15 protein-coding genes are annotated in these 24,301 nt (G+C 69.5%); 4 read left to right on the top strand and 11 right to left on the bottom strand.

Going from position 1 to position 24,301, the window contains the following annotated elements; genetic code table 11:
• Positions 1 to 107: 107 nt before the first annotated feature.
• Together KEG57_RS53090 and KEG57_RS53095 are read right to left on the bottom strand one after the other, a co-directional pair.
• A complete protein-coding gene (locus KEG57_RS53090) occupies positions 108 to 1,244 on the bottom strand; it encodes a hypothetical protein (protein WP_272423694.1) in 1,137 nt (378 codons plus the stop codon).
• 133 nt (positions 1,245 to 1,377) lie between these two features.
• A complete protein-coding gene (locus tag KEG57_RS53095; RefSeq protein WP_272423692.1) occupies positions 1,378 to 2,298 on the bottom strand; it encodes an N-formylglutamate amidohydrolase in 921 nt (306 codons plus the stop codon).
• A gap of 176 nt (positions 2,299 to 2,474) precedes the next feature.
• On the opposite strand from KEG57_RS53095, the gene xerD reads away from it, so the two are divergent.
• Entirely contained in the window at positions 2,475 to 3,365 is an 891-nt protein-coding gene (xerD, locus tag KEG57_RS53100) for a site-specific tyrosine recombinase XerD (RefSeq protein WP_272460018.1), read from the top strand.
• 136 nt (positions 3,366 to 3,501) lie between these two features.
• Here xerD and KEG57_RS53105 read toward each other — a convergent pair whose 3' ends face one another.
• From KEG57_RS53105 to KEG57_RS53120, 4 genes are read right to left on the bottom strand one after another with little or no spacing between them, the layout of a single operon-like run.
• Positions 3,502 to 4,512 (bottom strand): DUF4340 domain-containing protein, encoded by a 1,011-nt coding sequence (locus KEG57_RS53105; RefSeq protein WP_272460019.1) that lies wholly within the window; start codon positions 4,510 to 4,512, stop codon positions 3,502 to 3,504.
• Positions 4,509 to 6,467, bottom strand: a complete 1,959-nt coding sequence (locus KEG57_RS53110; RefSeq protein ID WP_272423688.1) for a Gldg family protein — start codon at positions 6,465 to 6,467, stop codon at positions 4,509 to 4,511. Before KEG57_RS53110 ends, KEG57_RS53105 begins: the two co-directional genes overlap by 4 nt.
• On the bottom strand, positions 6,458 to 7,180 hold the full coding sequence (locus KEG57_RS53115) for an ABC transporter permease (protein ID WP_272423686.1): 723 nt from the start codon (positions 7,178 to 7,180) through the stop codon (positions 6,458 to 6,460). Before KEG57_RS53115 ends, KEG57_RS53110 begins: the two co-directional genes overlap by 10 nt.
• Positions 7,177 to 8,271: an ABC transporter ATP-binding protein gene (locus KEG57_RS53120; protein WP_276073773.1), complete on the bottom strand. Its 1,095-nt coding sequence runs from the start codon at positions 8,269 to 8,271 to the stop codon at positions 7,177 to 7,179. The genes KEG57_RS53115 and KEG57_RS53120 overlap by 4 nt, the downstream gene beginning before the upstream one ends.
• A 224-nt stretch (positions 8,272 to 8,495) precedes the next feature.
• Between KEG57_RS53120 and KEG57_RS53125 the strand changes: the two genes are divergently transcribed.
• Positions 8,496 to 14,234, top strand: a complete 5,739-nt coding sequence (locus tag KEG57_RS53125) for an Ig-like domain-containing alpha-2-macroglobulin family protein (protein ID WP_272460020.1) — start codon at positions 8,496 to 8,498, stop codon at positions 14,232 to 14,234.
• A complete protein-coding gene (pbpC, locus tag KEG57_RS53130; RefSeq protein ID WP_272460021.1) occupies positions 14,231 to 16,672 on the top strand; it encodes a penicillin-binding protein 1C in 2,442 nt (813 codons plus the stop codon). The genes KEG57_RS53125 and pbpC overlap by 4 nt, the downstream gene beginning before the upstream one ends.
• On the opposite strand, the gene KEG57_RS56020 is transcribed toward pbpC, so the two are convergent.
• From KEG57_RS56020 to KEG57_RS53145, 3 genes are read right to left on the bottom strand one after another with little or no spacing between them, the layout of a single operon-like run.
• Positions 16,653 to 17,891: a mechanosensitive ion channel family protein gene (locus tag KEG57_RS56020; protein ID WP_272423682.1), complete on the bottom strand. Its 1,239-nt coding sequence runs from the start codon at positions 17,889 to 17,891 to the stop codon at positions 16,653 to 16,655. The two genes, pbpC and KEG57_RS56020, sit on opposite strands and share 20 nt — an antisense overlap.
• Before the next feature lie 47 nt (positions 17,892 to 17,938).
• Positions 17,939 to 19,966, bottom strand: a complete 2,028-nt coding sequence (locus KEG57_RS53140; protein ID WP_272423680.1) for an OPT family oligopeptide transporter — start codon at positions 19,964 to 19,966, stop codon at positions 17,939 to 17,941.
• Between the two features lie 54 nt (positions 19,967 to 20,020).
• Positions 20,021 to 21,151: a GNAT family N-acetyltransferase gene (locus KEG57_RS53145; RefSeq protein ID WP_272423679.1), complete on the bottom strand. Its 1,131-nt coding sequence runs from the start codon at positions 21,149 to 21,151 to the stop codon at positions 20,021 to 20,023.
• 85 nt (positions 21,152 to 21,236) lie between these two features.
• Between KEG57_RS53145 and KEG57_RS53150 the strand changes: the two genes are divergently transcribed.
• Positions 21,237 to 21,860 (top strand): Uma2 family endonuclease, encoded by a 624-nt coding sequence (locus tag KEG57_RS53150; protein ID WP_272423678.1) that lies wholly within the window; start codon positions 21,237 to 21,239, stop codon positions 21,858 to 21,860.
• Between the two features lie 18 nt (positions 21,861 to 21,878).
• Here KEG57_RS53150 and KEG57_RS53155 read toward each other — a convergent pair whose 3' ends face one another.
• Positions 21,879 to 22,592, bottom strand: a complete 714-nt coding sequence (locus KEG57_RS53155; RefSeq protein WP_272423677.1) for a hypothetical protein — start codon at positions 22,590 to 22,592, stop codon at positions 21,879 to 21,881.
• A gap of 570 nt (positions 22,593 to 23,162) precedes the next feature.
• The coding region (locus KEG57_RS53160) for a M13-type metalloendopeptidase (protein WP_272460022.1) at positions 23,163 to 24,301 on the bottom strand (1,139 nt) is incomplete at its 5' end.

The following is a 24,301-nucleotide window of genomic DNA, read 5'->3' on the forward strand; positions in this document are numbered from 1 at the left end:
GCGCCTCGCGCGGTTTCTAGGCCCTCGGTCCAGGCCGTGCCTGGTCCGGGGTGCAGGGGGCGGACAGCCCCCTGCTGGGGTGCGGGGCGACGCCCCGCTCCGAGCTCTCAGTCCGACGAAGACCAGTCCGACGTCGTGGGCGGCGCTGGTTTTCGGCGCGGTTTTTCCGGCGTCGCCGCGTGCAGATCGATCCGCCGCGCGTCATCGGACAGCCGCCACGCCAGGATCTGGAAGAGGCCCAAGGCGGAGAGCCCCGTGGCGGCTCCGAACGCTACGGCGGCCAGGGTCGTGCTCGTCGCGTTTTGCCACGTCGCGAATGCGCCGGGCCGGCTCAGGTCCGACAGCGCGAGCTCCGCGCCGAGGCCGCAGAGCACGCCGAGGCCCACGTAGGTGCCCGCACCCGTCGTCTCTGAGCCCATGAAGCCCACGAGCGCCGCGGCGACCACCACGATCGCGACGAACGAGCCGGCCGTCGCGAGCTCCGGCGAGAGCGCGGCCAGGCGGAGCACCGTGAGGATCACGAAGGGCAGGGCACAGAGGAACGCGCCGGCGAGCAGCCATCGAGCCCCGGCGTACGCGCGGTAGCGGGCGCGGAAGAGCAGCGCGGCGGGCAAGGTCGTCGCCGCGAGCAGGCGCGCGAAGCCGAGGAGAGGCGCGTTCGCGGCGATGCCCGCGGCCGGCCCGGAGCCGCCGAAGCCCACGAGGGCCGTGAGCATGCCGAGCACGAGCATGGCCACGCCGCGATGGCGGTAACTCACGCGGGTGAGCGCGGCTGCGAGCGTGACGCTACCGAGCAGGAAACACGGGAGCGCGGCGACCGTACCGCCGGGACGCACCCCCACGAGTGGAAGCGCGCCGAGCCCCGCGAAGCCGAGGCCCACGGCGGCGCACCAGGCCCGCGCGGCCTGCCGCGAGGGCTCGATCGGCGCGAGGTCCTCCATGAGCGCCTCGGACGCGAGCAGCGGCTTGACCGGCGTCTCGCGCGGGCGCTCCTCGCTGCGCGGTGCGAGCGAGGGGGGTGGAGACGACGTCGTTGCCGAGGTCGCCGGGAAGGGCGTGGCCTCGGCGGGAGAAACGACCTTGCGGGAAACCCCGCTCACGGCGACGCCGTCGGAGGCGGCTTCCACGCCCTCCGCTGCGGCTGCTGCGCCATCTGCCACGAGGGCGAGCTCGCGCGGCTTCGAGCGGGGGGCGCTTGCGGGCGCCTCGGCGGGCTCGGCTTCGGCGAGCGCCTTTGGGGCCATCGTGGCGGCGGGGTCGCTGCGGCGTGCCGATGGCGGCGGCTCGCTGCTCGCCGTCCCGGCGGTTGCCGTCCTCGACGAGGCCGGGCTGTCCATGTTCTGCGCTGGAGAGGCCATCTGGATCGCCCGCGGTCGATCAGGTACCGCCCGGAGCATACCCCCGGAGGGCGTCGAGCGTCGTGGGGTTTTCGGCGAAGGCGAGGCGGGCGACAAGGGTGCGGGCGAATTCTCGCACACTCTGGAAGCCCTGTGGATCCGTCCGTAACGTCGATTCGTCCATGTAGAGCCGTCGAGAGATCTCGACCTGGATGGCGTGGATGCCGGTCGCCGGGGTCCCGTAGTGGCCCGTCGAGAATCCACCGCGATAGGGGTCGTCGTGGCGCACTGTGTAGCCGCAAGACCGCGCGTGTCGATCCACCATGTCGATCACTGCGGCGGAGGCGGTTGTCCGCCCGCGGGTGCCGGGGACGATGTCGGCCCGGGCGATCCCGGCGGGTTCATGGCCGCGCCGGGCCTGGCTCGGCATCGAGTGGGCGCAGAGCAGGATGGCAAAGCCAAACCGGGCGCGCTTGCGGGCGAGGAGTTGTTCGAGGACGCGGTGGTAGGGGCGGTAGACGAGGTCGAGGCGGCGCTCGAGCTCGGCCCGGGGCAGCCTGCGCGACAGGATGGGCTCGCCGTCCGTGGTGAGGCGCCAGATGAGACCGCGTGGCCAGGGCGCTCGACCTCCGCCGTCGACGGCGTCGTGGTCGACGTCTTGCTCGCCGCGGTTCAGGTCGACGACGTAGCGGCTCGCCCGGGCGTAGAGCAGCGTGGCGCCTTCGACGGGTGCGTCCTCGAAGAGGGCGTCGACGTGCAGGTCGGCGTCGCGGGCGATGCTGCGCGCGGGCGCGACGGTGAACGACAGGGTTTCGGCGTCGAGGGACAGGCCCGCGTGGGGGACCTCGACGACCACGGGGGTCTCGCCCCCTTTGGGTTCGATGACCTCGAACTGGGTGCTGGGCGGCATCGCTCCGCCGGCGGAGCGGAGCCCCCAATCGTCGTATCGGGGATCGACCACGGCGAACACTCATACCCCATAAAGCGTCTGGCCGCAGGTGAAGCGCTCGAAGGAGCACGGAAGGGCCTCTTGCCTCGCTCGTGCGTCCGCCCCATGTACCAAGTTTCGTCCGCGCCACCTCCCTTGCGCTTTGCGCATTTCTTCGGCGGGGCCGAGAGCAGCGGTAGGCTCGGCGCGTGGACCTACACGCCTGGGTGGACGCGTACCTGGATCACCTGCGGGTCGAGCGGGCGCTGTCGCCGCGCACGCTGGAGGCGTATGCCCGGGACCTCGGAAAACTCTGCGCGCTTTGCGAACGGAGCGGGATCACGGCGCCGGGGGAGCTCGACGCGACGGTTGTCTCGACGTACCTCGTCGAGCTCGGCAGACAGGGGCTCGGCGCGCGCTCGGCGACGCGGCATCTCTCGGCGGTGCGAGGTTTTTCCAAGTTCCTGCTGCGGGAGCGGGCGATTTCGGACGATCCGGCGGCGCTCGTGGAGCGGCCCCGGACGAGCCGCAAGCTGCCGAAGGTGCTCTCCGTGGAGGAGATCGAGCGGATTTTGGAGGCGCCCGACCGAGCGTCGTTCCGGGGGCTGCGTGACCGCGCGATGCTGCACGTGATGTATGCGGCGGGGCTCCGCGTGAGCGAGGTCGTGGGGCTCAAGATCGCGGACGTGGATCGCAAGCAAGGTGTGGTGTTCGCGTTTGGCAAGGGCAGCAAGCGGCGGATCGTGCCGCTCGGGGAACCTGCGCTCGATGCGCTCGATGCGTATCTGGCGGTTCGAAAGGATCATCCGCGCGCCGCGATGACGCCTGCGCTGTTCCTGTCGCCCCGGGGCAAACCGTTGACGCGGCAAGGCGTGTGGAAGCTGCTCGGCGCGTATGCGCGTGGCGTCGGCGTGACCAAGCCGAGCTCGCCGCACAAGCTGCGCCATTCGTTCGCGACGCACCTGCTCGAAGGAGGCGCGGATCTCCGCAGCGTGCAGGCCCTGCTCGGGCATGCGGACATCACGACGACGGAGATCTACACGCACCTCACGGACGATCACGTCCGCACCGTGTACCGGCGGGCGCATCCTCGCTCGTAACATGCATGGACCTCTGCATCGACCGCATCGCGGTCGATGCACCTGAGGTCCAGGGCTTGCCCTGGTCCGGGTCCAGGGGTGGACAACCCCTGGTCGGGCCCGGGGTGAAACCCCGGCGCTACGCTGCCAGTGACAATTACTTGAGGATGGATCCGAGGTCTTGCTCGACCTGCTCTGCCGTCTGCGCGGGGACCTTCGCGTAGAGGCGCGTGCGCTCGGTGCGCACGAAATAGTCCGGTTTGCCTGCGGGATCTGCGGCTGGAACGCGGACGAGCTCGAGGAAGCCGAGCGATGCGCCTGCGGCGTACTCCACGCGGAGCACGTCTTGCTTGCCTGCGGGCTCGCTCATCACGTAGTCCGTCGGCCGCAGCCGATCGAGCTTCCCCATGAAGTTTGCTGCTGTTTCGTCCTTCTGATCGGCCGCGGCTGGATCGGCCCAGAACCGCTTGCCCTCGGGCCCGCCGCGCACGATTTGTCGCTTCTTCCCGCCGGCGCTGAGCTCTGCTGTCGAGACCTCGGCTTCTTTCCACCCGTGAAGCTCACGCTCCACGAGCCGCGACTCTGCTGTGTCGAGATCTCGCACGGCGCTGCCGTCGATCACGTATGTCTCGCCCGTCTGCGGCTCGCGCACGTAACGATCGCCGCCGCCGGGCGTTGTCCCGCCCAGCACGAGCTTGCGCTCGGCGCCGCTGATCGTGACCGTGAGCGTGCCTTCGGGCTCGGCGAGCCCGAACTCGGCCGCGCGATCCTCCGGGATGCGCCCGAGTGCGCGGAGGGCCTTGAGCGGCGCGAGCGACTCGACGAGCTTCTGTGCCACGCCCACGCCGACGAACTCGGTCTTCGACTTGGCGCCGGGCGCGGGCGGTGGCGCGCCTGCGTCGGGGTTCACGGGCGGAGGCGTCGCCTCGCGCTCCAGCGTGCCGACGTAGTATGCGCCGAGCTTGTCGGATTTCGTCTCGAGCGAGACCTTGCGGTTCTTGCCTTCGAAGACGACCTTCGCGACGTCGGCCGGACGCCCGGGCCACACTGTCGCTTCGGTTTGCACGAGCGCTTTTGGCTGCTCGTCGCGGGTCCACACGGCCACCGCGCTGGCCGATGCCAGCACGAAGAGCCCTACGTGGACGAAGAGGCCGCGTCCTACGTTCATGCCTTCCTCCCGGCCGTGCGGCGCGCCCGCCGCGTCACGAGGAGCCCTACGCCGAAGAGGAGCGCTGGAGCCCCGATGATCGTCCCGTAGAACCAGAACACGTCCTTCTGCTTCGTGTGCTCGATCCGCACGTCCTCGGGCGTCACGATCTCCCCGCTGAAGCTCTCGTCGCCGCCGAGCCAGCGCACTGCGTCCACCGCGAAGAGCTGGTTCGTCTCGGCCACCCCGAGTGCGAGGTCGCTCAGTGCGTCCGCGTCCGCGAGCACGAAGGCGCGCATCTCCTGCGGGCCTTTTACCTTTGCCTTGTCCACGCCTTCGCCGAGCGGCTTCGTCACCGCTGCGGCGAGGTTGAACGTTGCTTTCTTCTCGTCGCCGTCGAGCTCGTAATTGCCGTTCTTGTCGGCGAACGCGGAGCCCGACGAGCGAAGGACGAAGTCCACCTTCGGCTCGGATCCGGCCTTCTTGTCGAGCGATCCGGCCACGGGCACGAGCACGACTGCGCGCTGCGAGACGCGGCTCAAGGTCGAGACCGAGGCGTGCGACGAGAAGCGGTTCGAGACGAGGTTCGCCTTGTCCGAGGCGTTGCGCCGCCGCGGCACGAAGAGCTGGTCTGTCGTGGCGAGCACCGTCGGATCGAACGCGAGATCCGCGAGCGCTGCGAGCGGCGCGAGATCTCCCTTCGTCTCCGGATCCAGCGCGAGGAGCAGCTTGCCGCCGCGCGCCGCGTACTTCTCGAGCGAGGTGATCTCCTCGGGCAAGAATGCCTGCGACGGGCCGAGCACCACGACGAGCGACGCGTCGTCGGGCACCGCGTTCGCGAGGCCCTGCGGCATGCCGAGGTCCTTCACCACGTAGTTCTGGCTCTCCAGCAAACGACGCAGGATCTTCGACGTCCTGCCCTCGGCCGCCGCCGCGCCCGCGCCCTCGTTGAGCTCGCCGTGCCCGACCGTGAAGTAGGCCGTGCGTTGCTCCTTCATCGCCTTGAGGAGGGCCTTCTGGAAGTCGGCGTCGAGCGTCTTCAGCTTTGCCGCCGCCTTGTTCAGCTCCTTGTCGAGCGTGAGCGTCTCGCGCGTCGGCCCGCGCAGGATCACGATCACCGCGTCCTGCGTGACCTTGTTGTCCTTCGCGAGCTGCGGGTGGAGCAGCCGGTCGTAGAAGCCGTACTTGAAGTTCGGTGCGCTCTTCGCGATGTCCGCGAGGTAGCCCTCGACCTCCATGCCGACGTCGTTCATGGGCGGGAAGAACGCGCGCACCTCGACGGTGTCCGGCGCGCTCGTCACGATCTTCTTCGTCGACTCGCTCGCCTTCGCCGTGCGGAAGTACGAGAAGTCGACCTTCGCGTCGAGCTCGCCGGCCGCGTACGTGAAGAGCGCCGCGTAGGCCACCGCGAGCGCGAGCGAGAGGCCCGCGACGGTCGCCGCGCGCACGCGACGGCCCTCGACGCGGGGTGCGCGCCGCATGGGCGCGAGTGCGATCTCGCCGAACACGAGCGGCACGACCGACACGAGGATCAACACGACCCAGGCGACCGTGCTCGCCCCGTCGAACCGCGCGCGTTTGTCGGGCGCCGCGTCGAGGATGCCGAGCGTGCGCCTTCCAAACTCGGTGTTCCCCGCGAAATAGATCACGAGGGCCACGAGCCCGAGCGCCGCGAAGAGCGAGAGTGCGCGCTCGATCTTCCGTCGCTCCGGATCCTTCTCGGCCGACGCGTGCAGGAACCGGAGCGCCGTCGCGACCACCGCGCCAAGCACGCCGAGCGCGGAGATCACGAGCCGCCAGGTCTCGACGTTGCCGAGCAGCCGCTCGCCGATGAAGACGAGCACGAGCGAGCCCACGAACGCGGGCGCGAGGAAGGGCGCGTAGCTCGGCGGGGCAGGGGCCTTTGCGCCCTTGTCGTCCTTGCCTTCGGGCGCCTTCTCGGCGGCCGGAGCCGCCTCTTTCGGTTTCAGCGCCATCGCCGCGCCTCCAGTGTCTTGGTGGCCGCGAGCAGGAAGAAGTACGTGACGGCCACGTAATAGACCACGTTCTCGAGCTTCAGCACGCCGGTCATGAAGGGGAACTGCCGCTGGTGGTGCAGCGCCATCCCGGAGAGCACGCCGTTCACCGGCGGCTCGGTCACCTTCGCGACGAGCCAGAGCGTCACCATCACCGCGAGCAAGAGCCCGCCGAGGATTGCCGCCATCACCTGGCTCCGGCTCACGGCCGACGTGAACATCCCGATCGCCAGCGCGGCCGAGCCGAGCAGCACGATGCCCGTGTAGCCCACGGCCACGTGCCCGAGGCTCACCTTGCCGTTCACGAAGATGAGCAGCGGCATGTAGACGCTGACCAGCGTGATGAGCGCGACCATCGCGAGCGCCGCGAGGTACTTGCCCACGATGATCTCGACGTCCCGGATCGGCGCCGTGTTGAGCAAGACGAGCGTCCCGCGCTCCCGTTCCCCCGCGAGCAGCGGGATCGACATGAGCACCGCCACGATCATCGTGACGCCGCTCGCGCCGTTGAAGAACTCGCGCAACACGTCGGCCGACATGCGCGATCCGGACAGGCCGTTCGCGCTGAACCACACGCCCTCGACGAGCAGCGCCGCGGCCCCGATGGCCCAGCCGAGCAGGGATCGCCCGTACGAGCCGATCTCTCTCCCTGCGACGAGCAGAGCATTTCTCATGTCCCGCTCCCGTCCTCTTTTTCCGCCGCGGCGTCCTTCGCCCCGGCATCACCCTCGCCGGCCATGGTGCGCGCCTTCTTCGCGCCCCTCTTGCCGGCCCGCTTCTTCTTCGGCGCGGCCCCGGAGCCGCCGTCCGTCGTCTCTGCGCCCGCGAGCTCCAGGAACACGCTCTCGAGCTCCCGCTCGCCGCGACGCACCTCGAGGAGCCCGATCCCGGCCGTCACGATCGCGTGGCACACCGCCTCGCGCGCGTCGCCCTCGGACTCGATCCTGAGCGCGCTCACGCCCTCGCCGCCCTCCGTCGCGTCGATCGCCTCGACCGACACCACGCCCGGCACGCCGCTCACGGCTTCCTTGGCCTTCTCCTCGTCTCCGCGCACCGTCACGTCGATGCGCTGGTTCTTGAGCAGCTTCGCGCTGAGCTCGGCCTCGGTGCCCGTCGCGGCGATCTGGCCGTCGCGGATCACGAGGAGGCGATCACACGTCTCGCTGATCTCGGAGAGAATGTGGGAGGACAAAAGGATCGTGTGCTCGCCCTTGAGGCTGCGGAGCAGCTCACGCATCTCCACGATCTGCACAGGGTCGAGGCCACTGATGGGCTCGTCCAGCACGAGCAGCTTCGGCCCGTGCACGATGGCCTGGGCGATGCCGACACGTTGCTTGTAGCCGTGCGACAGGGACGCGATGAGCTGGTCTTGCACTTCGGCGAGCGCCGTCGCCTCGAGCACCTCGGGCACGCGTTTGTCCGCGGACGCCTTCGACAGGCCTCGCAGCCGCGCGGCGAAGTGCAGGTAGGCGCGGACCGTCATCTCGCCGTAGAGCGGAGGTGTGTCCGGCAGGTAGCCGATCAGCGATCGCACCTCGTGTGGGCTCTCCACGACGTCGAGCCCGTTCACGCGGACGGAGCCCGACGAGGGGAGCAGATCACAAGCGAGGATGCGGAGCGTGGTGGTCTTTCCGGCGCCGTTGAGCCCGAGCAAGCCCACGATCTCGCCGGCTTCGATGGAGAACGAGAGCGGTCCGACCGCTCTCCTCTCCCCGTAGTATTTGTAAAGGTCGACGATTTCGATCACGGCAAAAGCCTTCGTCATGCGCCGGGTTTCCCGGCGACGGCGCCCTTATAACAGAAGCTTGGGCCCATGATTCCCGACCTCGTCGGGATCCGACGTCGAGCAGGACTCGAACGCCCTGGGCAGCTGGGGACCGGGGGGCGCGCCTCGCGGCTCGGGGGGATCCCTCGGGAGGTTCAGCGTTTCCACGCGATCCCGCTCATCGGCCTTGCGGCCGAGGCGGGCCCGCGAGAAGGAGCCGCGCCATGACGGCGCGAGCCATGTTTCCAGGTCCCCGCAACGCATTCCTCGCGGTCACCGCGATGGCCCTCGGCATGGCGTGCCTGCAGGGAAACCGCCCACCCGAGGTCGCGCCTCGCGGCACCCTCGTGCCCGGCGCCGCCGACGGCGCGGCCACGGTCGACACGCGGGGAGCCTTCGCCGTCGTGTTCGGAACGCCGCGCGGGGACACGATCGACCCGCCCGAAGTGAGCCTCGTCTTCAACCGCCCCATGCGGCCGCTCGAGCTCGCGGGGGACGAGAGCGCGCCGCCGGCGTCGCTCACGCCCGCGGTGCCCGGCCGATGGGCCTGGGTCGGGACGAACGCGCTCTCGTTCGTGCCGGAGAAGCGCCTGCCGCGCGCCACCGCGTTCGTGGTCACGGTCCCGGCCGGCACGAAGGCACTCGATGGATCCACCCTGGAAAAACCTTTCGAGCTGCGCTTCACGACGGCGCGGCCCGAGGTCACCTCGGTCGAGCCCGAAGTCGGCCGCGAAGATCTGCGGCCCGACACGAAGTTCACGCTGCGCTTCAACCAACCGATCGACGATCGCGAGCTCGAAAAGGCGCTCAAGGTCACGGCGGGCGAGCGTCATGACAAGTGGGCGTTCACCGTCAAGCGCCCCGATCCGCAGAACGAGCAGCTCGTCGAGGTCATCCCGCGCGCGCCGCTCCCGCTCGACAGCGAAGTCGTGCTCGAAGTGAAGGGCCTCGCGGGCAAAGAGGGCAGCCTCCGATCCGAGAAGGAAGAGCGGTTCGAGTTCCGCACGTACGGCCCGCTCGCCGTGAAGGAGCTCCCGTGTGATCACGACACGCCGCACGGAAAATGCGCGTCCGACGGCGGCATCGGGATCTACCTCACGACGCCCGTCAAGCTCGCCGAGCTGAAGAAGGCCGTCCGCTTCGAGCCGAAGATCGACGTCACCTGGCCCTCGTGGCTCGACGACGATCACGTCACGACCGGCGTCACGGTCTACGGCGCGTTCACGCCGGGCAAGAGCGTCAAGGTCACCGTCGCGAAAGGGCTCACCGACGAGCACGGACAGAAGCTCGCGGCCGACTACCGCGCCAACGTGGCCTTCGACGACCTCTGGCCCAAGGCTGACATCGGCCTCCACGGCAGCGTCTTCGAGCCCGCGGCGCGGCGCGAGATCCCGATCGACTCCATCAACACGAACGATCTCGAGCTCGTCGTCGCGCCGCTCTCGCCGGACGATGCGATCCACTTGCAGGACGACGAGTACGGCGCGGGCCGCGCGCCCTCGTACGAAGACATCTTGAAGCTGCCCGGCGCGAAGGTCTCGAAGCTCGCCTCGAACGCGCCGCTCAACAAGCCCTCGCGGCACGCCGTGAAGACCGAGGAGGCGCTCGGCGGCAAGGACGCGCGCGGCGCGCTCGCGCTCGGCATTCGGTACATCGGCTGGCCCGGCTCGAACCACCAGCGCGCGGTCACGAACACCGCGGTCGTCAAGGTCAGTGACCTCGCGGTCACCGGAAAACTCTCCGCGCGTGGCTCGCTGCTCTGGATCAGCCGCCTCTCGTCGGCGGCGCCGGTCAAGGGCGCCGAGGTCACGATCCAGAAGCCCGGCGAGTCACCCATCGGCCCGTTCCGCTCGGACGACAGTGGCTTCATCACGCTGCCGCCGAACGTCTGGGCCCGCGGCAGCGCGGGCGCCGAGCGCGCCGTCATCCTCGTCAAGGACGGCAATGATTGGACCTACAAGCATCTGAACGACACGCTCAGCAGCTGGCGCTTCGACGTGCAGGTCGATCCCGGCCCCGATCGGCCGTTCGGCCTCGTGTTCACGGATCGCGGCATCTACCGGCCCGGCGACACCGTCCACATCAAGGGCATCTTCCGCAAGGAGGGCAACCCCGGCACCGTCACGCCCGTCGGCCTGCCCGTGGAGATCAAGATCGAGGGCCCCGACGGCGACGAGATCGCCTCGCGCACCGAGACGCTCTCGCCCTTCGGCACCACGGCGATCGACGTCGTCGTCCCGCGCGCCGGCCGGCTCGGCACGTACTCGGTCCGCGCCACGGTGCAGGAAGGAGATCCGGGCTGGGCTGACGTGAGCGGCGACTTCGAGGTCGCCGAGTATCGGCCCGCCGAGTTCGCGGTCTCGGTCGAGAGCGACAAGCCGAGCTACGTGCGCGGCGACAAGGGCAAGTGGATCGCGCGCGGCGATTACCTCTACGGCGCGCCCATGGCCGGCGCGGATGCGCGGGTCGTCGTGACCCGCGGTGAAGCCGAGTTCCGCCCGCCGAACACCGACGGTTTTACCGTCGACGAGGAGACGTTCCACGCGGACACCGCCGACGAAACCACGCGGGAAGGCGAGATCCAGAGCAGCACGACGAAGCTCGACGCCAAGGGCACGGCTTCGATCGAGGCAAAGCTCGCGCTCCCGGGCCAGCGCGGCCCCGAGCGCGTGACGGCCGAGGCCGACGTGAGCGACGTCTCGCGCCAGTACATCGCGGGCAGCACCACGGCCCTCGTGCATCCGGCCGAGTTTTACGTCGCGCTCCGCACGGGCGCAGACCTCTTCGTCGACGCGGGCAAACCCATCAATCCCGAGGTCTTCGCCGTGGATCCCAAGGGCGCGCGCGTCGCGGGCGTCCCGATCAAGATCGAGCTCGTGTCGCGCACGTGGAACGTCGCGCGGCAAGCGACCTCCGGCGGCCTCGCGCACACCGTGGCCGAGGTCGTCGATCGCGTCGTCGAGAGCTGCACGGTCACGACCACGGCCGGCGACAGACCCGTCTCGTGCAAGCTCACGCCTGCCGCGTCCGGCTACCACATCGTCCACGCGACCGCGGTCGACACCCGAAAGAATCCCGTCGGCGCTGCGGAGCCGCTCTACGTCTTCGGCGGCTCGGGCGGTGGCGGCTTCGGCGACAGCGATCGGCTCGTCGTCGAGCTCGTCGCCGACAAGGAGAGCTACGAGGTCGGCGACAAGGCGCGCTTCCTCGTGAAATCGCCGTTCACCGCGGCCGAGGCGCTCGTGACGGTCGAGCGCGCCGGCATCCTCTCGCAGCGCCGCGTCAAGCTCGCCGGTGCGATGCCGACCATCGAGATCCCGGTCACCGAGGATCTGCGCCCGAATGCGTTCGTCTCGGTCCTGCTCGTCCGCGGCCGCACCAAGCCCGCGCCGACGAACGTGAAGGATCCCGACGTCGGCGCGCCCGCGTTCCGCATGGGGTACGCGCCGCTGCTCGTGAACCCCGAGAAGCGCAGGCTCAAGATCGCGCTCACGCCGAACAAGACGGAGGCGCGGCCCGGCGAGAACGTCGAGGTCGACGTCGTCGTGCGGGATCACGCGGGCAAACCTGCGCGCGCCGAGGTCACGTTTTACGCGGTCGACGAGGGCGTGCTCTCGCTCGTCGGGTACAAGACGCCCGATCCGATCGGCGTCTTCGGCGCCCCGCGCCCCCTGCGCGTCACCTCGCTCGAGGTGCGCGCCGCGCTCGCCCGCGTCTTCCGACCGTACGGCGATCTCGGCACCGACAAGGGCCTCGACGGCGGCGACGGCGGCGGCGGCACCTCCGTGCGGCGTGACTTCCGCGCGAGCGCCACGTTCGTCCCCTCGATCATCACGGACGACGCGGGCCGCGCCAAGGTAAAATTCCGCCTCCCGGACACGCTCACGACCTACCGCCTCATGGCCGTCACCGCGGCTGAGGACGATCGCTTCGGCTTCGCGGAAAACCGCGTCGTCGCGAGCCGCCCGCTCATGGCGCGCCCGGCCTTGCCGCGTTTCTTGCGCGCCGGCGACGCCCTCGACGCGTCCGTCGTCGTGAGCTCGAAGGGCATCGGCAAGACCACGGCCACGGTCGAGCTCAAGCTCGAAGGCCTCACGCTCTCCGGCGATACGAAGCGCACGATCGACCTCGCGCCCGGCACGCCCGTTGAGGTCCGCTTCCCGGTCGCGGCGCCGAAGGCTGGCAAGGCGAAGATCGGCTTCGTCGTGCGCGCGACCGAGTCGGGAAAGCCCCTGGAGGATGCCGTCGAGGTCGAGCGCGACGTCCGCGTTCCGCTCTCGCCCGAGGCTGTCGCGCTCTACGGCGACACGACCACGGAGATCGCCGAGAAGCTCGGGGATCTCTCGGCGATCCGCGACGACACGGGTGGGCTCGACGTCAGCATGGCCTCGACCGCGCTCGTGGGCCTCGGCGGCGGCGTCGAGCAGCTCATCGACTACCCGTATGGCTGCACCGAGCAGCTCGTGAGCAAGCTCGTGCCGATGCTCCCGCTCCGTGATCTCGCGCAGGACTTCAAGATCCCGCTGCCGAAGAACACGGACGCGATCATCGCGTCCACGGTCGCCGAGATCCTGAAGCACCAGCGCGGCGACGGCGGCTTTGGCATGTGGGTGGGCTCGGACCGCTCGAACCTCTGGGCCAGCACGTACGCGCTCTGGGGCCTCGGCGAGGCCAAGCGCCGGAGCGTCGACATCCCCCAGACGGCGATCGACGGGGCCGCGCGCCACGTCCACGAGGCGCTCGATGCGGAATACGACGAGTACCTGCGCGCCACCGCGCCCTTCATCCTCGACGTGCTCGCCGAGAACCGCCACCCCGACACGGGCCGCACGACGCGCCTCTTCGAGGAGCGCAAGACGCTCCCGCTCTTCTCGCAGGCGTTCCTCCTGCACGCCATGGTCATGGCCAAGCACGATCGCGCGAGCATCGAACAGCTCGCGAGCGAGCTCGAAGGCGCGCTCCGGCTCGATGGAAACATCGCACGCGCCGCGGCGAACCTCGGCGACAAGTACGCCGTGCTCATGGACTCCGACACGCGCACGACGGCGCTCGTCCTCCGCGCCCTGCTCGCGGCGCGCCCGAACCACCCGATCGCGGCCAAGCTCGCCATGGGCCTGCTCGCCGATCGCAAGGGCGGATCCTGGCGCAACACGCAGGAGGCCGCCTGGTCGCTCGTCGCGCTCGACGCGTATCGCAACGCGCAGGAGAAGGCCACGCCCGACTTCCTGGCGCACGTCTTCCTCGGCCAGGCCGAGATCGCGACGCAGGCCTTCCGCGGTCGCGACGTCAACCAGGCCCGCATCAGCCTGCCCGCGGAGCGCCTCACCTCGGCCGGCGGCAGCGTGCTCGCCTTCGACGTCGAGGGAACGGGCCGCCTCTTCTACGAGGCGCGCCTTCGTTACGCGCGCAAGGAGCTGCCCAAGGCGCCGCTCGATCGTGGCTTCTTCGTGCAGAAGACCCTGCGCCCGGTGAGCCCCGCCGAGCTCGCCACCCTGCTCGCCGCGCCGCCTGGCAAAGGCGTGACCTCCTTCCCCGGCGGTGAGCTCGTCCTCGGCGAGATCGTCGTCGTCACGCCGTCGCCGCGGAAATACGTGGTCGTCGATGATCCGCTCCCGGCCGGCTTCGAGCCCGTCGATGCGCGCCTGGCCACGACCGCGCGCAGCGCGAACCTCGACGAGGAGGCGGGCGATCCCGAGGACACGTTCGACGAGGAGGGCGGCTACGACGACGTCGCCACGGGCCGCGCGATCCTCTCCAGCCGCTACCTGCGCGAGCTGCGCGACGACCGCGTCCTCTTCTTCATCGACCGCATGCCGGCCGGCATGTATCGCTACCGTTACCTCGCGCGTGCGACCTCGATCGGCACGTTCGTCCTTCCGCCCGCGCGCGCCGAGGAGATGTACGTGCCCGAGGTGTTTGGAAGGACCGCCGCCGGCACGATCACGGTGACCGCCAGCAAGTGACCCGATCCCGCCTCGCTCGTGTGCTCGCCCGGTGGCTCGTGCCTCGCAGCCGCCGCCACCGGATCGAGCTTGCGCTCGCGGCCCTTCTCTCCCCGATCCTCTGCCTCGGCGTCGCCGCCGCGCTCACGCCGCTCCCGCCTGAGCTCGCCTCGAACGATCTCGCCGCGGCTGATCCCTCCACGGTCTTCCTCGATCGGCACGGCACGGTCCTTTGCGAGGTTCGCGCCAAGGACGGCACGCGCGCGCGCCCCGTGCGCCTCGCCGACATCGATCCGCGCGTCGCCCGTGCCGTGCTCGCGGCCGAGGACAAGCGGTTTTACCTGCACCCCGGCGTCGATCCCATCGCGATCACCCGTGCCGCGGGACAGGCCCTCCTCGCGCGGGGCATCGTCTCCGGCGGCTCGACGCTCACGCAGCAGCTCGCGCGCACGCTCGTCCCGCGCCCGCGCACCGTGGTCGGCAAGCTCCGCGAGATGGCGCTTGCGCTGCGGATCGAGGCATCCCTGTCCAAACCGCGGATCCTCGAGGAGTACCTGAACCGCGTCGCCTTCGGCCCCTCGCTCCGCGGCGTCGAGGCTGCGAGCCGCTTCTACTTCGACAAGTCCACCCGCGATCTCTCCCTCGGCGAGGCCGCCGCGCTCGCCAGCCTGCCGCGTGGACCCACGCTCTACGATCCTCGCCGCGGCACCGATCTTCTGAAACGCCGCCGTGATCGTGTCCTCGAACGCATGCGCGCCGCGCGCCTTGCCGAACACGAGGACGTCGACCGTGCCCTCGGCGAACCGCTCGTCCTCGCCCCGCGTGGCAGCGGCCTCGGCATCCCGCACCTGCGCCAGGCGCTCCTCGCGGGAGGGAAGGGGATCGGCACCGACGGGCTCGCCGGCCGCGCCACCAGCATCACGACCACCCTCGATCGTGGCCTCCAGCGCGAGATCGAGATCCTTGCGGTCCAAACGGTCGAGCGCCTCGTGCCGCGCCACGTCACCGCGGCTTCGGTCGTCGTCCTCGACAACGAAACGGGAGACATCCTCGCGTACGTCGGCTCGCCCGACATCGAGAACGAGGCTCGCCTCGGGCACAACGACGGCGTCCTCGCCAAGCGCCAGCCCGGCTCCACCTTAAAACCGTTCGTCTACGGCCTCGGCATGGAGATCGCGGGCTTTTCCGCCGCCACGATCCTCCCCGACGTCGACCTGCATTTCCCCACGCCCGACGGCGACTACCACCCGAACAACTACGACGGCCGCTTCCACGGCCCCGTCCGCGTCCGCGAGGCCCTCGCGAGCTCCTTCAACGTCCCCGCCGTCGTCGCCGCCTCCCGCGTCGGCCCCGAGCGCCTCCTCGCGCGCCTGCGCGACCTCGGCTTCGCCTCCCTCGATCGCAGCGCCCGTGACTACGGCCTCGCCCTCGCGCTCGGGGACGGCGAGGTCCGCTTGATCGAGCTCGCCGCCGCCTACGCCACCCTCGCGCGCGGCGGCCTCTCCGTGACCCCACGCGCCGTCCGCGAGGCACGCGCCGCCACGGGTGAGCTCCTCCCGCTCCCCGCGCCGCCGCCTCGCCGCGTCCTCGATCGGCGCGCCACCTACGTCCTCACGCACATCCTTGCCGATCGGCACGCGCGCCTTGCCACGTTCGGCGAGAACAGCGTCCTCGAACTGCCGTTCCCGGTCGCCGCGAAGACCGGCACGTCGAAGGGGTTTCGCGACAACGTCACCGTTGGCTTCACGCCCTCCGTCACCGTCGCCGTCTGGGTCGGCAACTTCGACGGTTCTCCGATGAGCGGCGTCAGCGGCGTGACCGGCGCTGGCCCGCTCTTCCACGACGCCATGCTCGCGGCCGCTCGGTTGTACCCCGAGCGCGCCTTCGAGCGCCCCGAAGGCCTCGTCGACGTCGACATCTGCCCCCTCTCCGGCGCCCGTCCCGGCCCGGACTGCCCGCACCGCCGCAGCGAGCTTCTTCCTCGGAACACCTCGCTCGCGACCTGCGACATGCACGAGCGTGTCCGCATCGATCGCCGCAATGGCCTGCGCGCTGGTCCCGCCTGCTCGGACGCTTCCACCGACGTCCGCGTCTTCGAGCACTACCCGCCCGAGCTCGCCGCGTGGGCCGAGAATGCCGGCCGCCCCGTCGCCCCACGCGCCTCTTCGCCCTTCTGCCCCGAAAGCGATCGCGCCACGGCGCCCTCCCGCATCCGCATCGCCTTCCCGCCCGACGGCGCGCGCTTCGTGCGTGACGGCGCCCTCGCCGCCGAGGAGGCCATCCGCGTCCGCATCGACGCGCCTTCGAACGCCCGCACGGTGCGCCTCCTCGTCGACGGCCGTGCGTTCGTCCTTTTGCCCCCGTTCGAGCGATCGGTTCCGCTCGTGCCCGGCGAGCACACGCTCGTCGTCGACGCGGACGGGATCACCTCGGAGCCCGTCAGGTTTTCGGTGGAGTGAGCAGCTGCGGAAGCGGGGTCGCTTGCACCGCTTCCCTCGGCATCTCCGCAGAGCGTTTCTCCTCGGACGCGGCCGGCTCGAAGCGCCCCCGTGGCAGGTACCGCCCTCCGTCGAGCCCCTGCAGCCGTCTCACCAGCCGCTCCCGCACCCGACACCGGAGATCCCAGAGCTTTCCGGAGCTCGCCGCCGACACCAGCGCCCGCAGTTTCACCGTCGTCTCGAGCGCGTCGACCACCACGAGCCCGGCGACCTTCCCGTCCCAGTCCGGATCCTCCTCGCAGGCGCGACGCACCTCTTCGCGGAGCACGTCGATCGGCGCCATGTAATCCACGTGCAGGAAGACCGTCCCCAGGAGCTCGGACGACGACCGCGTCCAGTTCTGGAACGGCTTGTCGAGGAAGTGCGAGATCGGCAGCACGAGGCGCCGCTGATCCCAGATCCGCACGACCACGAACGTCAGCGTGATCTCCTCGACCGTGCCCCACTCTCCCTCGATCACCACCTCGTCGCCGATCCGCACCGGCTGCGCGATCGAGATCTGCAGGCCCGCGAGGATCGTCGCGAGCGTGCGTTGCGCGGCGAAACCCAGCACGACGCCCGCGATGCCCGCGGACGCGAGCAGCGAGACGCCCACCTGCCGCACGAGATCGAACTGCAGCAAAACGAGCGCCGCGGCGACGAGCGCGAGGAGCACGCTCGCCACCTGCCGCAGGATGGAGAGCCGGGTGCGCGCGGCGCGTGCGCTCACGGCGTCGAGCTTCGACGCCTCGTACCGATCGCCTATCTCCGCAACGCCCACGCCGAGCGCCCGATCCGCCGCCCACGCGCAGCCGATCACGAGCAGCGGGCTCAGGATCCGCCCGAGCCACGCCTCCGTCTCGGCCGTCGGCTCGAACGCCGCCGCCCCTGCGCGCACGAACAGCACCGCCAGAATGAGGCGGCACGGGCCCCGGAACGCCGCGACGAGCCGATCATCCTTGCGTGAGTCCGTGCGCGACGCGAGCTTGGCCAGCAGGCGCACCCCCGCCGTGCCGCAGATCCATCCGACCACCGGCGCCACGAGCAGCACGAGCCCTTGCCAGACGAGCAGCCCGAAGGGCGTCCCCCGATGGAGGATCCGGGCGGCGCTCGCCACGCCCCCGTCCGCGGCAAGCGCCTCCGTGGCGAACGTCGACGCGGCCGCGAGCGCTCCGATCAGAAGGCCAGATCCTTTGGGCACAAAGAGAATGTGCTTCCCAGGACCGGCATCGCAAGGGGGTTTTGGGGTCAGGTCAGGACGAAGTTGTTCAGCGTCGCCACGACCACGCCGATGATGCTCTCGCCGGCGATGAGGCCCGAAGCGATCGGCACGACCATCTCCTCACCCTTCTTGCTCAGCTTTCCGCCCACGAACGCGATCACCGCGCCGAGGAACATCGCGAGCGGATAGTAGAACGGCAGGATGAACCCGAGACCCACGCCCGTGGGGGAGGGGAGGTACTTCTTGTACTTCGGCAGGAGTTTCTCCAGCAAAAGCAGCACCGTACCCACCGCCAGGCCTACCGCGATGCACGTCCGCGCCATCGGGTGCAGGTTGCCGATGCCCACCTTGAACACCTCGGCCACCGCCTTCCACTGCTGCGCCGCGGGCGCCGGGAACGCGGGATTGTCGCCCGTCAGCGACGCGGCGGTCGGCACGAGCATGTAGAAGCCGATCACCGTGGCGATCGTCCCCGGCAGGATCCCCAGCATCTGCGCGACGAACTGCCGCCGCGGGTTCGCGCCGAGCAGATATCCCGACTTCAGATCGTTCAAGAGATCCGCGCTCGCGCTCGCCGAGCCCGCCGTGATCCCGGCCGTCATCAGGTTCGCCGTCGCGCTCTGCGGGATCAGCACGCCGTAGATGAGCTGCATGATCTTGCCCATCGCGCCCGTCGGCGTGATGTCCGTCTCACCCGTCGCGCGGCACGCCACGAGCGAGAGCACGAACGTGAGCCCCACGGCGAGCAGGCCGAGGTGCAGCGGCACCCCGAAGAACTTCCAGGCGATCCCCACGACGCCGACGGTGGCGATCGAGCCGCCGATCGCAAACCAGCGCATCGGCACCTCGATCCCGGCCCGCGCCGCGCCCGCGTTTCCGCCCGCGGCCTTCCCGAAGCTCTTGAAGGCCCGGACGATCGTCTTCCACTGCAGCACGAACGAGAGCAGGCCCGACGCCACCAGCATCGGCGCGCCGATCCAGAGCCCGATCTCCTTCCACGCCGTCTGCGGCTTCGCGGCTGCCGCCACGACCTGCCCGAGCTGGTTCGTCCACTGCGCTTCCATCGCGATCGGCGTCACGAACACCGCGAGCACGATCGCGCCCACCATCATCGAGATCGTCGCGCGCAGCCCCACGATCGCGCCGGCCGCGATCAGCGCGACGCCGTGATCCAGCTTGATGTTGAACGCGGAAAGCGGGTACGCCTTGCCCGCCGCGGTGATCTTGGGCAGCCAGTCGAAGAGCGCCGACGCGCCCGGCACGAGCGCCGAACGTGTCACCACGCCCGCCGCGTCCACCGACTTGAGGATGTTCAGGTCCTTGAGGATCGGAATGAACCCGGCCACCGCGGCCGACGTGAGCAGCGCCTTGCCCTTTTCGACCGCGGTCGCGCCCTGGCTGTAGAGGCTCTGGAGCGTCACGGCCGCGGCCGTGCCCGAGGGGAAGCGCAGGCGCTCCTGGTTGATCATGTTGCGCTTCATCGGGATGGCGATCACCGTCCCGAGCAGCGCGAGCGCCACGGTCCAGGCGGCCAGCACGGGCCAGGGCATGTGCGTGCCCTTGGGATTGTCCGCGCTGACGCTCAGCATGAGCAGCGCCGGGATCGCCGAGACCATCGTGCCGCCGGTCGAGTACCCCGCGGAGGACGCGGTCGACTGCATGCAGTTGTTCTCGAGGATCGTCATCGGCGTCTTCACGATCCCGGCGCGCTGGAAGGCGCCCCAGATCGAGAAGGAGAGGATGCACGCCGTGATCGCGACGCCGAGGTGCCAGCCCGTCTTCAGGCCGACGTAGAGGTTCGTGAACGCGAGCAAGAACCCGAGCGCCGCGCCCATGCCCACCGCGCGGGGCGTGAGCTGCGCCGTCGCGTCGCCCCGGTAGGCCTTGGCATACCAGGTCTCCTCGTCCATCTCGCCGACCGTCTCCGGCGCGATGTCGAGCGGTTTTCCGCGATCGAACTCCGCCTGCGTCGTCGGCGCCGGCTGGAAGAGCCGCTCCGCGTCCACGACTGTGACCGTTCGCGCCTCTCCTGCGGGCGTCTCGATCTCGCTCATATCCGCCTCATAGCATGGAGACGGGCCCAACCGCTTCCGTCTCTCGGGGCTACCTCAGCGGAACGCGACCTCAGGATTCGCCGCCTCGCGCGCGAGCGCCGCCCGCTCCCGGGCGAGATAATCCCGGATCGCCGCGTCGAGCCTGGGATCGGCCACGTGATGGAGGCTCCGGGTGATCGTGGGTTCGAAGCCCCGGGTCATCTTGTGTTCTCCCCCCGCGCCAGGCTCGAAGCGCCCGATCTTCCGCAGAATGCACTGCTCGATCGAGTGATAGAAGCAAACGTTGAAATGGAGGAAAGGCCGCTCCTCGGAGGCGCCCCAGTACCTCCCATAAAGCGCGTCCTTCCCGGCGAAATTAAAAGCCCCGGCGATGGGGCGTTTCCCGTCCCGGGCGAGCACGACCTCCACCCCGTCCCCGAGCCGCGGCACGATCTCCTCGAAAAACGCGCGGTTCAAATACCGTCGCCCCCAGTAAAACTTGTCGACGGTGGCCGTGTAATACCCATACATCGCGTCGACGAGATCGGGCGTGATCTCGCGCCCTCGCAAGGTGACGATCTCGATCCCCTGCGCCGCCATCTCACGCCGCTCGCGCTTCCACTGATTGCGACGTTTCGACGAAAACCGCGCGAGGAAATCGTCGTAGGTCGCATACCCGGCGTTCTTCCAGTGGAATTGCAGCCCGTACCGTTCGGCGAGGCCGGAGCTGGCGAGCTCGGCCGCCTGATCCGCGGTCGGAAAGAGGACATGCGCGCTCGAAATCTCGAGCCGCGCAACGAGCTGCCGGAGGCCCTCGGCCATGGCAGCCGCGATCTTCGAGGACCGAGCGCCCTCCGCCAAGAGGATGCGCGGGGCCGTCGCGGGCGTGAACGGGACAGCCACGACGAGCTTGGGGAAGTACTCGATGCCAGCGCGGTGCGCAGCGCTGGCCCAAGCGTGGTCGAAGACGAACTCGCCCTCGCTGTTGCCCTTGAGGAACGCAGGCGCAGCCGCGATCAAGCGTTCGCCCTCGTGCAAGGTGAGGTAGTGCGGGAGCCAGCCCGACTTGGGCTCGACGCAGCCCGTCCGCTCGAGGACGTCGAAGAACGCCCAGCGCAGGAAAGGAGCCTCGGAGACGCCCCCGAGGTCGTTCCAGGCCTCCTCAGGGATGCTGCGGATCGTGTCGTGGACGCGGAGCTCGAACACTCCGCGGTATCCTCGGCGGGCGTGGGGCGGTTGGCAAGGGGCATGGTCGTTGCGTACGGCTGCTGCCCCGGGCAAGATGGCCGGTATGGGTGACCCTGCGCGAAGGATCAAGCCGCCTGCCAAGCCTGCGACGCTGGAGGATCTGCTGGTGATCCCCGAGGAGGAGCGGCGTCACGAGATCATCGACGGCGAGCTCGTCGAGAAAGCGGCGCCGAGCCCACGCCATGGCTCCGGGCACACGAGCGTGGTCATGAGCGTCGGTCCGTCCTACCACCGCCCCTCGGGCCGTGGGGGACCTGGCGGCTGGTGGATCCTCACGGAAACCGAAATTCTCTTCGAGGCGCGGCAGCTTTACCGCCCCGATGTCTCCGGGTGGCGTCGCGAGCGGCTGCCCCAGCTGCCCGACACCTGGCCCATGACACTGCGCCCCGATTGGGTCTGCGAGATCCTCTCACCGAACAACACCACGAACGACACCGTCAAGAAGCGCCGCACGTACCATCGCTTCCAGGTCCCGCATTACTGGATCCTCGATCCCATGCGTGGCGAGCTCACGGTCTATCGCTGGGCCGAAGGCGGCTATCTCGTCGCGGCGGAAGCCACGCGCGGCGAGCGTATCCGCGCCGAACCCTTCGATGAGGTCGAGCTCGACATCGACGAATTGCTTGGCTATGCGGAAGAGGAAGGGCCGCCGGCGGGCGAGCCCTGACGTCTCGAAAGGAGGCCCTCAACCCGTCGGGGCCGCCTCGTCCTTCTTCTTCTTGGCGCGCCGCGCCGAGAGCTCGTCCACGTAGGCGAAGACGCGGCTTTCGAGATCCCGCGGCAATAAAGGGTTCGTCGCGACCTCGTCGCGCAGGGCGTCTCGGAATCGGCGGAGAAGGCCGATCGTGGTCGTGCGCAGCTCGGTGGCGGGCTTGCTCGCGGCGTTGGCCTCGGTGGAGGAGCGGTCGCTGAGCAGCTTGTCGAGCGTCTCGCCGGCGTCGACGAAGCCGAGGGCCCAGTCGTAGAGCGTCTTTCCGTCGGGCGCGGGGAGGCTCTGCAGGTCGGCCTTGAGCTCGTCGAGCTTGGGTCGATTCTTCTTCGCCTGGGCGGCCTCTTCCGCGTACGAGTCCATGAGCCTGCCGCGGTTCGGGACGAACGCGTCGCGCACGCGTTGCGCGGCATTGCGAGCCGCGGGGGAGACGTCGGGCGTGACGAGCACGGCTTCCGTGTAGCACCAGATCCCGTCGCCGAAGGCGTCGTGGCGGCTGTCGGTCTCCGCGAGGGCGCCGGAATTGGCTCGCGTGGCCTGCCGCTCGGGCAAGGCTTCGAGGAGCACCAAGCGCGCAGAGAGCTGGGGCGTGTAGAGCTTACCGATCACGGAGAGCTCGAGGTCGGCCTTGCGCTCGGTGAGCATATCCTGGATCCCAAGAAAAAGATCATTCGCAGTGAGATTTCGCATCGGCGGGAGGGTGCCACGAAGGGTTCGGCGGGATCAACTTGCTTGGGCTTGTCGCTCAGAGCAACGAAAGCGGCTTTCCCCGGTTCGGGGGAACGGGTAGCCCGCGGTGATGGTCAGGACCATGGGCTCGGGGGAACGGGTAGGCCGAGGCGATGAACTCGACCATGGGGATGGGGGAGGGGCCAGGCCGAGGCGATGGTCGGGACCATGGGCTCGGGCAAGCGGGTAGGCCGAGGTGATGGTCGGGAGCATGGGCTTGGGGTAGGCGGTAGGCCGAGGCGATGATCGGGACCATGGGGATCGGGTCGCGGGTAGCCCGAGCGGATGGTCGGGACCATGGGCTTGGGCAAGCGGATAGGCCGAGGGCATGGTCAGTGAACGGCTCTCCGCGCGACGGCTGACTCGAGCTGCGAGCACGCCATCGGTCGCTTGTCATGATGCAGTTTCCTGCCGGCGATCTCGACGAGCCGTTCCTGTGTCGGCGGCCGGGTCAGGTACCGGCACAGTCTCTCCACACGGTGGCGATCGCGGCCATCGATCACAACGCGCCCGCTCACGCTCGAGTGCGGCTCACCAGACGTCGCAGCGCTGCTTGGGGTTCAGGGCCTTGCCCTCGGCGCATGAGAAGGCGCGGGCGAACTCGGGCATGTTCGTGACAGACCCGTTTACCCGAAATTTTGCCAGCGAATGCGGGTCGGTCTGCAAGAGCGTGCGCGCCCGCTCTTCACGCCACTTCGTGCACTGAGACTGGCCGAACGACAGAAAAAACTGTTGGTCTTCGTCGAACCCGTCGGCCCGAATGCGCTCTTCTGCGCTCTTTCGCAGGGCGCGATACGCGCGAAAGGCGAGCTTGAGGCCACCGATGTCGGCGATGTTCTCGCCGAGGGTCAGCTTGCCGTTGATCTTCACGCCGGGCAGGGGCTCGTAGGCCGAATACTGGTCGACGACGCATTGCGCCCTGGCCTCGAAGCGCCTGCGCGTTTCAGGCTCCCACCACGACGCGAGGTTGCCCTTGCCGTCGTACCGCGAGCCCTCGTCGTCGAAGCCGTGGATGAGTTCGTGGCCGATGGTCTCGCCGGTCGCGCCCATGTTGACGGCCAGGCCAGAGCGGGCCGAGAAAAAGGGCGGCTGCAAAATGCCTGCCGGGAAGGCCATTTGGTTGAGCTGCGGGTCGTAGTAGGCGTTCACCGTGGGCGGGCTCATTTGCCAGTCCTCGCGGTCGACGGGCTTGCCCACCTTGGTAAGTTGGCGCTTCACCTCGAAGGCCTTGCCGGCGAGCACGTTGGCCGCGTGCACCTTCTTGTCGAGAGAGAAATCATAGACGCGCCACGTGTTCGGGTAGCCGATGAGGTAGGCTATCTGCTGGCGCTTTTCGCGGGCGCGCTCTTTGGTTTTTTCGTCCATCCAGTCGAGCTCGCCGAAGCGCTCGTCGAAGGCCTCGCTGATGGCGGCGATCATCTGCCGGACGACATCGCGGCTCTCGCCGGCGAAGTGGCGGGCGACGAAGAACCGGCCGAGCGACTCGCCGAGCGCGGCGTCGGTGGCGGTCACGCAGCGCCTCCAGCGGTCTCGCTGCTTCTGCTGGCCGCTCAAAAACCGCCACATGGTGAACGATTCGTCGTCGAACCTCTTTGGTAGCGCGTCGGCGGTGGCGTTCAGAACATGCCACTCGAGGTAGGCCTGCCACGCCGCCGGCTTGGTCGACGCGA

The organism is Polyangium jinanense (assembly GCF_028435365.1).

Coding starts and splice junctions, on each gene's coding strand:
- KEG57_RS53125 (WP_272460020.1), top strand. CDS start 8,496: ATGACGGCGCGAGCCATGTTTCCAGGTCCCCGCAACGCATTCCTCGCG.
- KEG57_RS53120 (WP_276073773.1), bottom strand. CDS start 8,271: ATGACGAAGGCTTTTGCCGTGATCGAAATCGTCGACCTTTACAAATAC.
- KEG57_RS53110 (WP_272423688.1), bottom strand. CDS start 6,467: ATGGCGCTGAAACCGAAAGAGGCGGCTCCGGCCGCCGAGAAGGCGCCC.
- KEG57_RS53090 (WP_272423694.1), bottom strand. CDS start 1,244: ATGGCCCCAAAGGCGCTCGCCGAAGCCGAGCCCGCCGAGGCGCCCGCA.
- KEG57_RS53140 (WP_272423680.1), bottom strand. CDS start 19,966: ATGAGCGAGATCGAGACGCCCGCAGGAGAGGCGCGAACGGTCACAGTC.
- KEG57_RS53115 (WP_272423686.1), bottom strand. CDS start 7,180: ATGAGAAATGCTCTGCTCGTCGCAGGGAGAGAGATCGGCTCGTACGGG.
- KEG57_RS53155 (WP_272423677.1), bottom strand. CDS start 22,592: ATGCGAAATCTCACTGCGAATGATCTTTTTCTTGGGATCCAGGATATG.
- KEG57_RS53105 (WP_272460019.1), bottom strand. CDS start 4,512: ATGAACGTAGGACGCGGCCTCTTCGTCCACGTAGGGCTCTTCGTGCTG.
- KEG57_RS53150 (WP_272423678.1), top strand. CDS start 21,237: ATGGGTGACCCTGCGCGAAGGATCAAGCCGCCTGCCAAGCCTGCGACG.